This window comes from Paraburkholderia caffeinitolerans (genome assembly GCF_902859945.1).
Classification (GTDB): Bacteria; Pseudomonadota; Gammaproteobacteria; order Burkholderiales; family Burkholderiaceae; genus Paraburkholderia; species Paraburkholderia caffeinitolerans.
This window is the reverse complement of record NZ_CADIKL010000011.1, coordinates 174,107-187,081: the sequence shown is the minus strand read 5'-3', so window position 1 is coordinate 187,081 and position 12,975 is coordinate 174,107. Positions and strand designations below refer to the sequence as shown.

Annotated in this window: 13 protein-coding genes; 3 read left to right on the top strand and 10 right to left on the bottom strand. The window is 66.8% G+C overall.

What is annotated here, in order from left to right:
• Nucleotides 1-80: 80 nt before the first annotated feature.
• Nucleotides 81-1,295: an acetate/propionate family kinase gene (locus HV773_RS13870; RefSeq protein WP_129563693.1), complete on the bottom strand. Its 1,215-nt coding sequence runs from the start codon at nt 1,293-1,295 to the stop codon at nt 81-83.
• 236 nt (nt 1,296-1,531) lie between these two features.
• On the opposite strand from HV773_RS13870, the gene HV773_RS13865 reads away from it, so the two are divergent.
• Nucleotides 1,532-3,352, top strand: a complete 1,821-nt coding sequence (locus HV773_RS13865) for a PHA/PHB synthase family protein (RefSeq protein ID WP_129564433.1) — start codon at nt 1,532-1,534, stop codon at nt 3,350-3,352.
• A gap of 43 nt (nt 3,353-3,395) precedes the next feature.
• On the opposite strand, the gene phaZ is transcribed toward HV773_RS13865, so the two are convergent.
• Genes phaZ through HV773_RS13845 form a run of 4 tightly spaced genes read right to left on the bottom strand, consistent with a single transcriptional unit; the run spans nt 3,396 to nt 8,339 of the window.
• Nucleotides 3,396-4,721, bottom strand: coding sequence for a polyhydroxyalkanoate depolymerase (gene phaZ, locus HV773_RS13860; RefSeq protein ID WP_129563692.1), 1,326 nt, complete (start codon nt 4,719-4,721; stop codon nt 3,396-3,398).
• A gap of 8 nt (nt 4,722-4,729) precedes the next feature.
• Nucleotides 4,730-6,559, bottom strand: coding sequence for a DNA polymerase/3'-5' exonuclease PolX (polX, locus tag HV773_RS13855; protein WP_129563691.1), 1,830 nt, complete (start codon nt 6,557-6,559; stop codon nt 4,730-4,732).
• 23 nt (nt 6,560-6,582) lie between these two features.
• Nucleotides 6,583-8,214 (bottom strand): bifunctional aminoglycoside phosphotransferase/ATP-binding protein, encoded by a 1,632-nt coding sequence (locus HV773_RS13850; protein WP_129563690.1) that lies wholly within the window; start codon nt 8,212-8,214, stop codon nt 6,583-6,585.
• Nucleotides 8,181-8,339: a hypothetical protein gene (locus HV773_RS13845; protein ID WP_160113478.1), complete on the bottom strand. Its 159-nt coding sequence runs from the start codon at nt 8,337-8,339 to the stop codon at nt 8,181-8,183. Before HV773_RS13845 ends, HV773_RS13850 begins: the two co-directional genes overlap by 34 nt.
• A 222-nt stretch (nt 8,340-8,561) precedes the next feature.
• Here HV773_RS13845 and HV773_RS13840 point away from each other — a divergent pair, with 222 nt between their 5' ends.
• Nucleotides 8,562-9,599 (top strand): zinc-dependent alcohol dehydrogenase family protein, encoded by a 1,038-nt coding sequence (locus HV773_RS13840; protein ID WP_129563689.1) that lies wholly within the window; start codon nt 8,562-8,564, stop codon nt 9,597-9,599.
• Nucleotides 9,600-9,682: 83 nt separating this feature from the next.
• Nucleotides 9,683-10,078 carry a hypothetical protein gene (locus tag HV773_RS13835; RefSeq protein WP_129563688.1) on the top strand — a complete coding sequence of 132 codons (396 nt, stop codon included), beginning with the start codon at nt 9,683-9,685 and terminating at the stop codon, nt 10,076-10,078.
• 165 nt (nt 10,079-10,243) lie between these two features.
• Here the strand turns inward: HV773_RS13835 and HV773_RS13830 are convergent, their stop codons facing one another.
• From HV773_RS13830 to HV773_RS13810, 5 genes are all read right to left on the bottom strand, one after another.
• On the bottom strand, nt 10,244-10,564 hold the full coding sequence (locus HV773_RS13830; protein WP_227875505.1) for an Hsp20/alpha crystallin family protein: 321 nt from the start codon (nt 10,562-10,564) through the stop codon (nt 10,244-10,246).
• Between the two features lie 23 nt (nt 10,565-10,587).
• On the bottom strand, nt 10,588-11,190 hold the full coding sequence (locus HV773_RS13825; protein WP_129563686.1) for a hypothetical protein: 603 nt from the start codon (nt 11,188-11,190) through the stop codon (nt 10,588-10,590).
• 319 nt (nt 11,191-11,509) lie between these two features.
• Complete coding sequence (locus tag HV773_RS13820; RefSeq protein ID WP_129563685.1) at nt 11,510-12,070, bottom strand: cytochrome b; 561 nt, start codon at nt 12,068-12,070, stop codon at nt 11,510-11,512.
• Between the two features lie 37 nt (nt 12,071-12,107).
• Nucleotides 12,108-12,482, bottom strand: a complete 375-nt coding sequence (locus HV773_RS13815) for a cytochrome b562 (RefSeq protein ID WP_129563684.1) — start codon at nt 12,480-12,482, stop codon at nt 12,108-12,110.
• Nucleotides 12,483-12,569: 87 nt separating this feature from the next.
• Complete coding sequence (locus HV773_RS13810; RefSeq protein WP_129563683.1) at nt 12,570-12,917, bottom strand: hypothetical protein; 348 nt, start codon at nt 12,915-12,917, stop codon at nt 12,570-12,572.
• Nucleotides 12,918-12,975 lie beyond the last annotated feature (58 nt).

The window sequence follows — 12,975 nt, the reverse complement described above, 5'->3', positions numbered from 1 at the left end:
CGTCGGAGCAAGCGGTGCGCGAACTGCGCTTCGATTACGTGCTCGTGGGCGGCGGCATCGCCAGCGATGCACGCCGCGCTTCACATTCCCGCAACATGCCGCTGCCGGGCATGCAGCAGCCGGATCGCGTCGCGCGCGGCGATCCACGCCTCGTTGGTCGGCTCGACCACCACCGTCACCGCGCTCGACGCATGCGAGATCACGTGCGCATTCGCGGCGTTCGCCGCCGGGTCCAGCTCGACGCCTAGCCAGCCGAACGCCGCACAGATCCGCTCGCGCAAAGCCGCGCAATGCTCGCCGATGCCGGCGGTGAAAACCAGCATGTCGAGACCGCCCAGCAGCGCGGCGAGCGCGCCCATCTCGCGCACGATCCGGTGCGCGTACAGCGCGAGCGCGTCGTGCGCGCGGGCATCGCCGCTCGCCTCTCGCGCGAGCAGCTCTCGCGGATCGGACGAGATGCCGGACACGCCCTTGAGCCCCGACTCGTGATAGAGGATCCGGCCGAGCGCTTCGTGGCTGAGGTGCTCGACGTCTAGCAGATGCAGCACGGCGCCGGGATCGAGCGTGCCGCAGCGCGTGCCCATCATCAGGCCATCGAGCGCGGAAAACCCCATCGTCGTCGCGACGCTGCGCAGCGCGCGCATGGCGCACAGGCTCGCGCCGCCGCGGAGGTGGGCCGCAATCACACGGCCCTGTGCGCGCGAGCCGAAGGTCTCGTCGAGCGCGACGCTCAGGTATTCGTAGGACAAGCCATAAAAGCCATAGCGGCGCACGCCCTTGTCGAACCATGCATGCGGCAGTGGCAGCAGTTGCTCGTTGTGCGGCAGCGTCCGATGGAACGCCGTATCGAATACCGCAATCTGCGGGACGCCCGCAAAGGCGGTGCGCAGCAAGGCGATTGCATCGAGGCTATGCGGCTGATGCAAAGGCGCGAGCGGCGTGAGCCGGCGCAGCGCGCCGAGCACGCCGGCGTCGACGATCACCGGCGCCGCATACTGCGCGCCACCGTGCACAACGCGATGCGCGACGGCGCCCAGCGTGAGATGCGGGAGCCGCTCGCGCGTCCAGTCCACGATCTCGCGGAGGGCCCGGCGAAACGGGTCCTCGCCGGGTGCATTTTGCAGCAGGCGCTCGGGGGCCGCGTCGAAGCGGATCGCGATGCCATTGGCCGCGTCGATCGCTTCGCCTTCGTGCAGCGGCTGGCGCTGCGGGTCGCCATGCGCCGGCCAGGCGAACACGGCGAACTTGACGCTCGACGAACCGGCATTGATGACAAGCAGTGCAAGCGTGCGCATGGGTCTCCCCGGTGCGGGTTCAGGCGCCTGCCGACGGCGGCCATCGCGTGGCTCGGTGTCTGCTCCGGCAGTTGGTGCAACGCAGTGTATGTCTGGGGGCGCCCGCACGCTTGACTCAGATCAACGAGGCCCGCGCGCGGCGAACCCACAGTGGAGCGGTTGTGGCCGCGGGTCATCGCCGGATGGCGCGCGACGCGGTGCCTATCAACTGGCCGGATCGAAACAGGGGAAGAATGATGAAAGCTGCCGTGCACGATGCCGAAACGCGAATCGACGAGCGCGCGCGCGTCTCCCTTGGCGCGCCTGCCAGTGCCGCCGATTGCGCCCGGCCGGAGACGTTATCGGGCGACGAATGGAACCGGGCGGCCCACTCGGCCATGGCCCTCATGACGTTTGGCCTCTCGCCGATTTCGCTTGCGCTCGCCGCCATCGACTGGGGAGCGCATCTCGCGATTGCGCCCGGCAAATGCTTCGACCTCGCCACGCACGGGTGGCTCGCCGCGAGCTTCTTTCCCGCCGCTGTGCCCGTTGCTGGCGCGGACGCTGATGAGGAGGATGAAGGCGGCGTTGCGGTGCACGCAGGCTTGGCCGACCCGCGCTTCGCGGCCGCCGCGTGGTCGAACTGGCCTTTTCAGCTGTATCGCGATGCCTTTCTCGGGGTTCAGCGCTGGTGGCGCGAGGCGACGCGCGGTGTTCCGGGCGTCGAGCGGCACCATGCGCAACTGGTGGGCTTCGCGGCGCGCCAGTGGCTCGATGCGTGCTCGCCCGGCAATTTCATCGCCACCAATCCGCTCGTGCTCGATACGACGATCCGCAACGGCGGCGCGAATCTCGCCGCCGGCCTGCGCAACTGGCTCGAAGACGCCATGGCCATGGCCGGCAGCCTGGCCGGCGTGCATCCGCGCGGCGCGCAGAGTTTCGTGCCGGGCCGAGACGTCGCGCTTACGCCAGGCCGGGTCGTGTGGCGCAACGAGATCTGCGAGCTGCTTCAGTACGATCCGGCGACAACTGGCGTGGCCCGCGAGCCGATCCTGATCGTGCCGTCGTGGATCATGAAGTACTACATCCTCGACTTGCAGCCGCACGACTCGCTGATCCGCTTTCTGGTGGGAGCGGGCTTCACGGTGTTCGCGATTTCGTGGCGCAATCCGGGCGCAGAAGCGCGCGATCTCGGCCTCGACGATTACCTGCGCGACGGTTTTTTCGCCGCGCTCGAAGCAGTGCGCGCGCGGTGCGGCGAGGCCGTGCACGCGATGGGCTATTGCCTCGGCGGAACGCTGCTCGCGATCGGCGCGGCGGCGCTCGCACGCGATGGCCGGCGCGACGCGCTGCGCTCGATCACGCTGCTGGCCGCATTGACCGATTTCAGCGAACCGGGCGAGCTTGGGCTCTTCATCGATGCAAGCGAGCTTTCGGCGCTCGACGCGCTGATGTGGCGGCAGGGCTACCTGGACGGCGCGCAGATGTCGGCTGCATTCCAGTTGCTCAATGCCCGCGATCTGATCTGGTCGCGCATGATGAGCGAGTATCTGCTCGGGCGGCGCACGAAGCCCAACGACCTCATGTCGTGGAATGCGGATACGACCCGCATGCCGTATCGCATGCATACCGAGTACCTCACGCATCTCTTTCTCCACAACGACCTCGCGGCGGGCCGCTATTGCGTCGGCGGCCAGCCGGTCGCGCTCTCGGATATCGAGGCGCCGATGTTCGTCGTCGGCACCGAGCGCGATCACGTCTCGCCGTGGCGCTCGGTCTACAAGCTGCATCTGCTCACCCACAACGCGCTCACCTTCGTGCTGACGGCGGGCGGCCACAACGCGGGCATCGTCTCCGAGCCCGGCCATGCGGATCGCTACTATCGGTGCGCCACCCGCGAGGCCGGCGCGGCGTACCGCAGCCAGCATGAATTCGTGAAGGGCGCGCCCGTGGTAGAGGGGTCCTGGTGGACCTGCTGGCGCGACTGGCTGCGCGAGCGCTCGACGGGCGAGGCGCCGGCGCGCACGCCGGCTGCGGGACTGGGCGCGGCGCCCGGCGAATACGTGCTGCAGACTTGAATCAGGGGCGAACCCGGCACGAACCCGGCACGAATCAGACGATTCAGGCACGCACGGCGCGGGGCCCGCGCGGGTTCGCGTGCTGGCGCGAGCGGGCGGCAGCCTCGGCCTTTGCGAAAGTCGCCTGCAGCGCGGGATGCACGTCGGCGCGCCAGCGCTCGCCCGTGAACAGCCCGTAGTGGTCACACCCGTCCACGTCGAGGCGCTGCCGCGCATCCGGCGCAATGCCGCTGCACATCTCGAGCGCCGCGTGTGTCTGCCCGGTCCCGGTGACGGCATCGCGCGTGCCCTCCACGCTCAAGAGCGCGACATCGCGCAATGCCGCCGGCTCGACGAGCGTGCCGCTTGCAGCGCTTCCTGCGTTTGCGCTGCTAGTGCCGCTAGTGTTGGCCGTGCCGTCCGCGACGCGCCATGTGCGGTTCGCGAGCAGCGCGCGCTGGAACACGATATCGATGGTGTCGAGAAAGTACTCGGCGGGCATGTCGATCAGCGCGGTGTATTCGATCAACGCCCGGCGCGCGCTGGCCAGCGCGCGGGCGTCGCCGTGCGAGCTGGCATGGGCGTAGCGATCGATCAGCGAAACGTACCGCTGCGGGTAGACGATGGCGATCTCGGCCTGCTGCAGATAAGTCGGAAACACCCGCCGGCCGTGCCCCGCGAACCCCGGCGGCACGACATCGATCAGATGGCGCTCGCACCAGTCGAGCGTATGCGACGCGGCGGCGAGACCGAGCGTGCCCGGATTGATACGCGCGTCGAGCGGGCCGCCTATCAGCGTGATGCTGGCGGGCGCCGCCAGTGCGCGCTGCGCGCGCAGCGCAAGCGTGCCGAGCGCGGGAAACGTGGATTGGCAGACCGCGACAACGTGCAACGGCCGGCCGTCCTGTTCAAGCTGGCCGATGAAACCGTCGAGCATCGCCACGTATTCGTTCAGGCCGAAGCGTCCCGCCGCGAGCGGCACGTCGCGCGCGTTGACCCAGTCGGTGACGTAGACGTCGCCATCGGCGAGCAGCGCCTCCACGGTCTCCCGCATCATGACGGTCGCATGGCCGGCTAGCGGCGCGCACAGCAGCACGGCGCGTGCGGCGTTGGGGCGCGCGAAGTGGCGCAGGTCGCAAAACGGCGTGCGCGCGACGATGCTTTCCTCGACGGCGCAGCGGCGGCCCGCGAGCGTGATGGCGTCGATCGCGAACGGCGGCGGGCCGTCCGCGAGGCCCAACAGGGGCTCGTACAGATCGGCGTAGCAGGATGAAGCGGCGTGCGCGAGCGGGGGCGCAGGCCACGCCTCATAGGCGCTGCGCATGGATTGCGATGCCGCGCGCCATGCGCGCAGCCATTGGCGCTGCTGTTCGACCAGGGCATACCACATGGTTGACCTCACTGGCTTGCGGCCTTTTGTTGGCCTGAGCGGCCTTGGCCCGCCACATGCGAGTGAGCACGACGCGCTCGCGCAATGGCGGCCATGTTGTCTTCCGGCGTTTCACGCATCGTAGGCGCAATGAGCGCCCGCAGCTTCGCGAGCGGACGCGCGTTCAGCACGTCCGCCTTTTCGAGCCAGCCCCGGCGCGCCTGGTTGACGCCCAGGCGCAGGTCGTCGAGTCCGGCCACGCTATGTGCGTCGGAGCCGATCGAGACCAGCACGCCATGATCCTTCGCCATGCGGCAGGCCGTGTCGGTCAGGTCGAGGCGTTCGGGCTGGGCGTTGAGCTCGAGAAAGCAGCCGCGCGCCCGCGCCTTGCGCACGACGCGCAGCATGTCGATATCGCACGGTTCGCGGCTGCCGATCAGGCGGCCGCTCGGGTGCGCAAGCAGGGTGAAGCAGGGGTGGTCCATCGCACGCAGGATCCGCTCGGTCTGTCGCTCGCGCGGCAGGTCGAAATGGCTGTGTATCGCACCGACCACGAGATCGAGGCGCGCGAGGATCGAGTCGGGCAGATCGAGGCTGCCGTCTTCGAGGATGTCGACTTCGATGCCCTTGAGCAGCGTAATGCCCGTGAGTTGGGCGTTGAGCCCGTCGATCTCGTCGATCTGCGCGGCGAGCCTGGCGGCCCCGAGACCATGTGCCATGGCGAGGCGCTTCGAGTGATCCGTGATGGCGAGCCAGGACAAGCCGCGCTCGCGCGCGGCAAGCGCCATTTCGTGCAGGGAGGCGCGGCCGTCGCTCGCCACTGTATGTGCGTGCAGGTCGCCGCGCAGATCGGCGCGGGTGATCAACGCCGGCAATGCGCCGGCGCGCGCGGCGTCGATCTCTCCCGCGTTTTCGCGCAGCTCCGGGGGGATCCAGCAGAGGCCGACGGCCTCATAGACGGACGCCTCGGTCTCGCCAGCAATGCGGGTGTCCGCGCGAAAGACGCCATATTCGTTGATCTTGAGGCCGCGTTGCTGGCCGAGCCGGCGCAACGCCACGTTGTGCGCCTTCGAGCCGGTGAAGTAGACCAGCGCGGCGCCAAAGCTCGCGGGCTCGACCACGCGCAGATCGACTTGCAGACCGCCGCGCAGCACGACGCTGGCGCGGGTCGGGCCTTGCGCGAGCACCTTGGTGACGTCTTCGTAACTGGCAAAGCGGCCCGTGACGGCAGCCGGATCGCGCGCGCTCGCCACGATGTCGATGTCACCCACCGTGTCGCGCAGCCGCCGCAGGCTGCCTGCCGCCTCGACGCGCTCCACCTGCGGCGAGGCGGCAAGCCAGGCCAGCAGCGGCTCTGCACGCTGACTCGCCTGCACGAACGGAAAGCGGCGCGCCTTGTCGAGGCGCGCCTGAATGTGCGCGAGGATCTGCGCTTCGGTCTGCTTGCCGAAGCCGGGCAACTGGTGGATCCGGCCTTCGGCCGCGGCGCGCTCCAGTTCCTGCAGCGATTGCACGTGCAGTTGCTCGTAGAGCTTGCGCACGCGCCTGGGCCCGAGGCCCGGAATGTGCAGTAACGCCGTGATCGCCGACGGCATTCCGGTGCGCAGTTTCGCGAGCATCGAGCAGGTGCCGGTGCTCACGATCTCCTGGATCTTCAGCGCGAGGTCGTCGCCGATGGCGGGAATCGCCCTCAGGTCGGCGCCCTGAGCCACCATCGTCCGCACGTTTTGCGTGTATTCGCTCACCGAGCGGGCGGCGTTGCGGTAAGCGCGCACGCGAAAGGGATTGCTGCCCTGAATGTCGAGCAGGTCGGCTATCTCGCTGAATACTTCGGCGATATCGGCATTGTGGATGGGCATGATTTCGGCGGGTTTGCGCTGGTTTATCGGTTGACCGGATCGATGCGCCGGTGCGCAAGCGCGTCGAGCAGCGGCGTCCAGAAGGCTTCGGTTTCGTAAGCGGTGGGGTCGCCCCCGGTGTCGAAGCGGATCGCCAGCGCACGCTCCGTGGCGCTCAGGGGCTCGGCCCGCGCGAGTTGATCGGCGAGCACGGCCGGGCCGGCGTCGGACGCATCGCGCCCCAAGGCCGCCCTCGACTCGACGCGCGCGAAGAGCGTCGCGCGATCCGCCCTGAAATCGAGCAGGACGATGCGCACGCCCAGACGGTGCGCGAGCGCGATGAATGCGCTGCGGTTGCGTTCGCGCAGGAATGTCGCATCGACGATCGCCGTATAGCCGCTTTCGAGCACGGTCTGCGCGTGGGCGAGGAGGCCGCTGTAGATCGCATCCACCTGGCCGGCCGTATAGGCGCAAGCGGGCAGCCGCGCGGCATCCGGAACGCCGGCGAGACGCTTGCGCTCGGCATCGCTCGACAGGCGGATCGCGCCAAGCCGCTGCGCGAGCGCGCGGCTCGCGAGCGACTTGCCCGAGCCCGAGACGCCATGGCACAGCAGCAGCGAGGGCCGCGCATCGCTCATGCGCGCCGCGACGCCCGCCGCCACGCGCCGATAGCGCGCGGATTCGGCGGCATCGCCGCGCAGGCGCGCCACCAGCGCGCGCACGAGGGCGCGCCAGGCCGTATAGAACGGCAGCACGCGCAGCGCCGCGTAATCGCCAGTTGCGGCCAGCCATGCGTCGAGCAGCCGATGCGCGCAGTCCTCGCGTCCGTGGGCGATGAAATCCATGACCGCGAACGCGAGATCGCTCGCGACGTCGATCCAGCGCAGCGCGTCGTCGAACTCGATGCAGTCGAACATCAGCAGCCGGTTGCGCCAGCGGATCAGGTTGTCCAGATGCAGATCGCCGTGGCAGGCGCGCACGAAGCCGTTTGCGCGGCGCTCGTCGAGTTGCGGCGCGAGGCGCGTCAGCTCCGCCTCGCACCACGCGCGCAACGCGGCCTCGGCCGGCACGGCGGGGTCGAGCGCGTCGGCGAGCGGCCGCCATTGGGCGGTCACGCTGGCCGCGCTGCCGTAGCGTGCGCGCGGCGCGCGGCGGGGCGCGTGCAGGTGATAGTGCGCGAGGCGCGCCGCCAGCGCGTCGGCGTCCGCGAGACCGTCGCCGCGGCGCGTGCAGCGCGCGGAGAGCATTGCACCAGCGTCGAAGCGGCGCATGCGCACCGCGTATTCCAGCACGCGGGCATGCGAGGCATGGCGGCGGCCTGCATGCGCGGTCGACGCGGTGTCGAAGACGCAGCGGCGGCGCCGCGCGACGAGCGGCCATACACCCAGATAGAGCGGCCCGGCCAGCGCCCGGTTGAGCGTGCACTCGGCCTGCGCGCAGCGGCGGCGCCGCGCAAGCCGCGTGAGATCGGCGAAGTCGAACTTGACCGGCTTGAAAAGCTTGTAGGCGTAGCGACCAGCGAGAAATACGACCGACAGGTGCGTCTCGATGCGCCGGATGCGGCCAGCGGGATGCGGGTAGGTGCCTGCGCGGCGCAAGGCGCGATCGACGCGGCGGGCGTCGCGGCGCGCCTTGCCGCCGCTTAGCGCGAAGGGAACGTGGTGTGCGCGGGACATGGCAGGAGCACAGGTAGCGGCGCATACGCGCGTGCGGCGCACGCGCGCTCGAGCGTGATGACGCGCATGTGGCGTGCGCGGCGCGAGCCGAACAGCAGGTGGTGCAGGAGAGGCGGCAGGGTCATGATCGTAGCTCCGGGTCGAGCGGGCGCACATGGACAGACGGTGCGCCGGCTAAGTGCATTCGACCCGACCGGGGCGTGCAGCCGCTTGACCTGCATCAATCCGAATCGGAGAGGGCGCTCTTGATCGAAGTCAATTGCGCAAGGCGTCGGCGGCGCAACATAAAAGCCGCCAACGCTGGCGCGTACCGCGCCGGCCCATTTCCGAACGCCGATGGAGGGAACATGAAAGCACTGGTCTACAACGGTCCGGGCCGCTTCGCGGTCGAAACGCGCCCGATGCCGGAATTGCGGGAGCCCGGCGACGCCATCGTCAAGATGTCGAAGACGACGATCTGCGGCACCGACCTGCACATCCTCAAGGCCGACGTGCCGAGCTGCACGCCGGGGCGCATCCTCGGCCACGAAGGCGTGGGTGTCGTGCACGCGGTGGGCAGCGGCGTGAGCACGCTTGAACCCGGCGACCACGTGCTGGTGTCGTGCATTTCCAGCTGCGGGCAATGCGAATACTGCCGCCGCGGCATGTACTCGCACTGCAAGACGGGCGGCTGGATTCTCGGCAACCGCATCGACGGCACCCAGGCGGAATACGTGCGCACGCCGCATGCGCAGACGAGCCTTTACAAGATCCCCGCGGGCCTCGACGAAGCGGCGCTAGTGATGCTCTCGGACATTCTGCCAACGGGCTTCGAGTGCGGCGTGCTCAACGGCAAGGTCGAGCCGGGCAGCACCATCGCCATCGTGGGCGCGGGGCCGATCGGGCTGGCGGCGCTCTTGACCGCGCAGTTCTACTCGCCCGCGCAGATCATCATGATCGACATGGACGCGAACCGCCTCGAATGCGCGAAGCGTTTCGGCGCCACGGCGTGCATCGATCCGCGCGCGGCGGATGCGGTGGAAGCGGTCATGAAGCTCACGGACGGCGTGGGCGTGGACTGCGCCATCGAGGCGGTAGGCGTGCCCGCCACCTTCGAGCTGTGCGAGCAGCTCGTGGCGCCCGGCGGCACGATTGCGAATATTGGCGTGCATGGCGTGAGCGCGTCGATCTTCCTCGACAAGCTCTGGGACCGCAACATCTCGATCACGACGCGTCTCGTCGACACGGTGAGCACGCCCATGCTGCTCAAGACCGTGTGCGCCGGGCGCATCGATCCGGCCCGGCTCATCACGCACCGGTTTGCGTTCGACGATGTCCTCCAGGCGTACGAAACGTTCTCGCACGCGGCCAGCACGCAGGCACTGAAGGTCATCATCGAAATGTGAAGCGGGGCGGCGCACCGTGACGAAAACGTGAGAGAGGTCGGATCATGAGCTCGCGCGCGATCTCGCAAACAGGTAACAAGGCCATGCCATATCCGCAAACGCGCACCGATGCCCCGCGCGCGGCAATCATGGGCATGTGTGGGGGAGCGCCACGTATTCAGCTTCTGCCACCGGGAGAGCAGCCGGTGGGGCAGCAGGGTAGAGCGGTTGGCAAGGGCCGCCGGCGCTGCGCAAAACAGCGTGGGTCATGTACGGCGGCTTCGGGACTGTCGAGCGTTGCAGTCGTCTTCTACAAGGAGATTCTCGATCATCGCGGATTCCCGCACCGGTGCGTGCTGATGCGCGTGCCCGGCGAGTCCGTCGAACGCGACGACGCCATCGCGGGAGCCATTTTCGAGTTCGAACGGATACAGTGCGTGAGCCACTGGAACATTGCGGCGGACGGCTACGAGGTCGAGACGCAATCCGCCGTTGTTTAGCGCGGAACCATCATCTCCGGCTGCTTCTCTATCGTTTTCTGGATTTCGCTCGTGACGGCTCCAATGAGCGTCCGGTAGCCTCACTCGCCTTTGCTCATGTCGCTCTCCCCGAGACACGCCGCCCGCGTGAGCCGGGGCGAGCGTGGCTTCGGCCCCAACCTTGCGTCAGGCCGCCTTCACCGGAATTTTTTTGGCTTTTCGCGCTTCCGCTAATTTTGGTAGCGTCCCGGTCAGCACGCCTTTCTCGAAACTCGCTGCGATCTTTTCGTGATCGACGCCTTCCGGCATCTGGAAGTAGCGCTCGACGGCGCCAAAGCGGCGCTCGTGGGGGAAGTAATCCTTTTTCTTTTCCTCCTGCTTCTTGCCCTCGATCGTGAGGCCACCGTTAGCGCGCTTCACGTCTATGTCGGCGATAGCATTGTCTTCTCCGCCGACATAGATCGTCCGGATAAGCCGTGTGTCATATGCGGTGAGGCCCGTGAGCACGAGGAAGATGCTGCGAGACCGGTCTAGCGCAGCGGCATGCCGTTTCGTGTGATCTGGACGGCGGTTGCCTCGACGTAGTCGACCTTCACGCTGTCGCCTGGCTTGAGCCCGTCGATCAGGCTCTCCGACGTTGCCTGCAAGGTCATCGTGCGCGTCGGGCCGCGCACGGTGAGTTCGTGCTTGTCGGGGTCGACCTGCACGACGGTCGCCACCTCTTCGACCCTGTACAGCGACAGGGACGAACCGAGCGGCACGCCCGATGTGAAGCCTTTGTCGACGCGTTCGCGTATCCCGTTCGAATTAGATTTGTCGGCTCGCAGCAGCAATGCCTTGCTGAACGTGACGGCAACGGTGTCGCCGAGCTGTAGCCTGGCGACGTTGCCGAGGCTGGGGTCGACTATCACGTCCACGGGTTTGCCGTTATCTTCGAGCAGCGTGATGCTGTTGCGTCCGGTATCGATGGCAAAGACCACCGCATTCGCATGCCTGACGCTGGCGCCCGAGACGGCGTTGGCGGACGCCGCCTGCGCGATTGTTTCGTCGGCGGCTGCCGTGCACATCGATGCCGCGCCGATGGCGAGCGCCGCTACGCCGGCAAGCATGCCACTTCGACAGATGCGTTGCATGGTGCTTTCTCCGTGGTGTGAAAACCGTATGCTCGCCCTCGAGTGCGCGCGCCTCTGCTCGAGCGCAGCACATGATCGCCACCCAAGGAAAACACCCGTTCCAACACCCAGATTTGCTTGTTTCCACGCCGTCACGATTGATGTGTATCAATCGTTTCGCACGCGCGAGCACCAAAAGAAACCCCACGCTCCGAAAGACGTGGGGTTGTCAGCAATCTGAGTGGCTCCTTCGTCTGAAAGCCGCCGTGGCGTTGGCGGTGGGGTTCAGTGAAAGGCCAGACGTGCGACTACGCGCGTAATTTCAACCAGCAGAATTCGACTATTCAGGGGCATGCGCCTGACTGTTCGATCCTCGCGGAGAGAGGGGAAGCATGCGTGGCAGGATATTTTGGGTCTTGAAAACCCGATGTGCCAGGATTCCGGCCACGTGCAGGCCAATCAATGCAGTGAGCCCGTAGGCCGTCAGCGAATGCAACTGCCCGAGCAGGTGCGAGAGCTCGCGGCTTCTCGGTATCAGCGCAGGCAACGAAAAGAGTCCGAAGCAACTGGCGGCGTGTCCCGCCGCATTGGTCTTCATCCACCCGAGCAGCGGTATAGCCAGCATCAATATATAGAACAGACGATGCACGGCCGTTTCCACGAAGTGTGCTGGCGTGCCCACCTTGTTGACCGATTTCGGCAACCGGCCCCGCATACGCACACGGTTTACCAGGCGAATCAGGACGAGGCCCAGGACCGCAATGCCGATCGACTTGTGCAGGGTGACCAGATCCTCCCGGTCGTCGAGCATCCAGCCGATGACGAGATTTCCGGTCAGCGCAACGGCGAGCAGCCAGTGCAGCAGGCTGACCGAGAGGGGATATCGCGAGATTTTTTCCATGGACTGTGTTCGATCCTCGAGTGAACGTGCGAATCAGTCAACTGAGCAGGTTGTGATAATGCTTCCGTGTATTGTTGATTTCTTGCAGCGCTTTCTTCGCGCCATTCATGTCGTTCACACGGATGGCCTGATCCACCTCGGCCAACTGTTGCCGTAACGCTTGCATGCCTTCGTCGTAGGTGCGCTGGTCGTCGCGCCAGGTCTGACGACTCGCTTGCTGCTCGTCGCGTTCGAGCCGGGCCACATAGCCGCTTAGTTCTGGCATCGTGGTGCTGGCCATCGCGCCCTGCATGGCCAGCTTCATGTCTTTCATCAGTGCCTTGATCTCACCTGCCTGTGCGAACGACGGGGCGGCAAGAAGCAAAGCGCACAACAGCAAGCCCGCGCGAAGGGAGAGCGGAAGCCTGGCCATGTTCGTAGTCGTTTCTTGAGTGTCGATGCGGGAAGCGTAGGGGAGACAAGGTTAACGCAGGCTTAAGGACGTGCCATGCCCGGCCGATCAAGAGTTGGTGGTGTGGCCTTGGCCTACGTCATCGGGCCGCTTCAGCGAGCGTCGCCACGCGAGCTTGCGGTGCTCGATCAGTATTTTCCGGTCGATCTTCGTAAGCAAGTAGACGAAACCGAGCAACGCCAGTGGCGCGATCACGAACCAGACGCTGAAATAGCCGCCTTCGAGCTGAAATCCCGGGTCGCAACCGTACCCACCCATCATGCCAGGACTGTAGCTGGCATTGTTGGCGTTATTCGGGGCGTTGCGTTTGTCGGCGAACGCAATGGAGACGCCGAGACCGATTAGCAGCGCGATGCTGCCCTCCCATATTGATATGGATAACGAAATATTGTTCATGACGGAACTCCGCTCTGTGACAGGAAGAGAACTTTGACGGTTACCGTGAGAGGCCGCT

Coding starts and splice junctions, on each gene's coding strand:
- HV773_RS13810 (WP_129563683.1), bottom strand. CDS start 12,917: ATGAACAATATTTCGTTATCCATATCAATATGGGAGGGCAGCATCGCG.
- HV773_RS13865 (WP_129564433.1), top strand. CDS start 1,532: ATGAAAGCTGCCGTGCACGATGCCGAAACGCGAATCGACGAGCGCGCG.
- HV773_RS13850 (WP_129563690.1), bottom strand. CDS start 8,214: ATGTCCCGCGCACACCACGTTCCCTTCGCGCTAAGCGGCGGCAAGGCG.
- HV773_RS13840 (WP_129563689.1), top strand. CDS start 8,562: ATGAAAGCACTGGTCTACAACGGTCCGGGCCGCTTCGCGGTCGAAACG.
- HV773_RS13835 (WP_129563688.1), top strand. CDS start 9,683: ATGCCATATCCGCAAACGCGCACCGATGCCCCGCGCGCGGCAATCATG.
- polX (WP_129563691.1), bottom strand. CDS start 6,559: ATGCCCATCCACAATGCCGATATCGCCGAAGTATTCAGCGAGATAGCC.
- phaZ (WP_129563692.1), bottom strand. CDS start 4,721: ATGTGGTATGCCCTGGTCGAACAGCAGCGCCAATGGCTGCGCGCATGG.
- HV773_RS13825 (WP_129563686.1), bottom strand. CDS start 11,190: ATGCAACGCATCTGTCGAAGTGGCATGCTTGCCGGCGTAGCGGCGCTC.
- HV773_RS13870 (WP_129563693.1), bottom strand. CDS start 1,295: ATGCGCACGCTTGCACTGCTTGTCATCAATGCCGGTTCGTCGAGCGTC.
- HV773_RS13820 (WP_129563685.1), bottom strand. CDS start 12,070: ATGGAAAAAATCTCGCGATATCCCCTCTCGGTCAGCCTGCTGCACTGG.
- HV773_RS13845 (WP_160113478.1), bottom strand. CDS start 8,339: ATGACCCTGCCGCCTCTCCTGCACCACCTGCTGTTCGGCTCGCGCCGC.
- HV773_RS13815 (WP_129563684.1), bottom strand. CDS start 12,482: ATGGCCAGGCTTCCGCTCTCCCTTCGCGCGGGCTTGCTGTTGTGCGCT.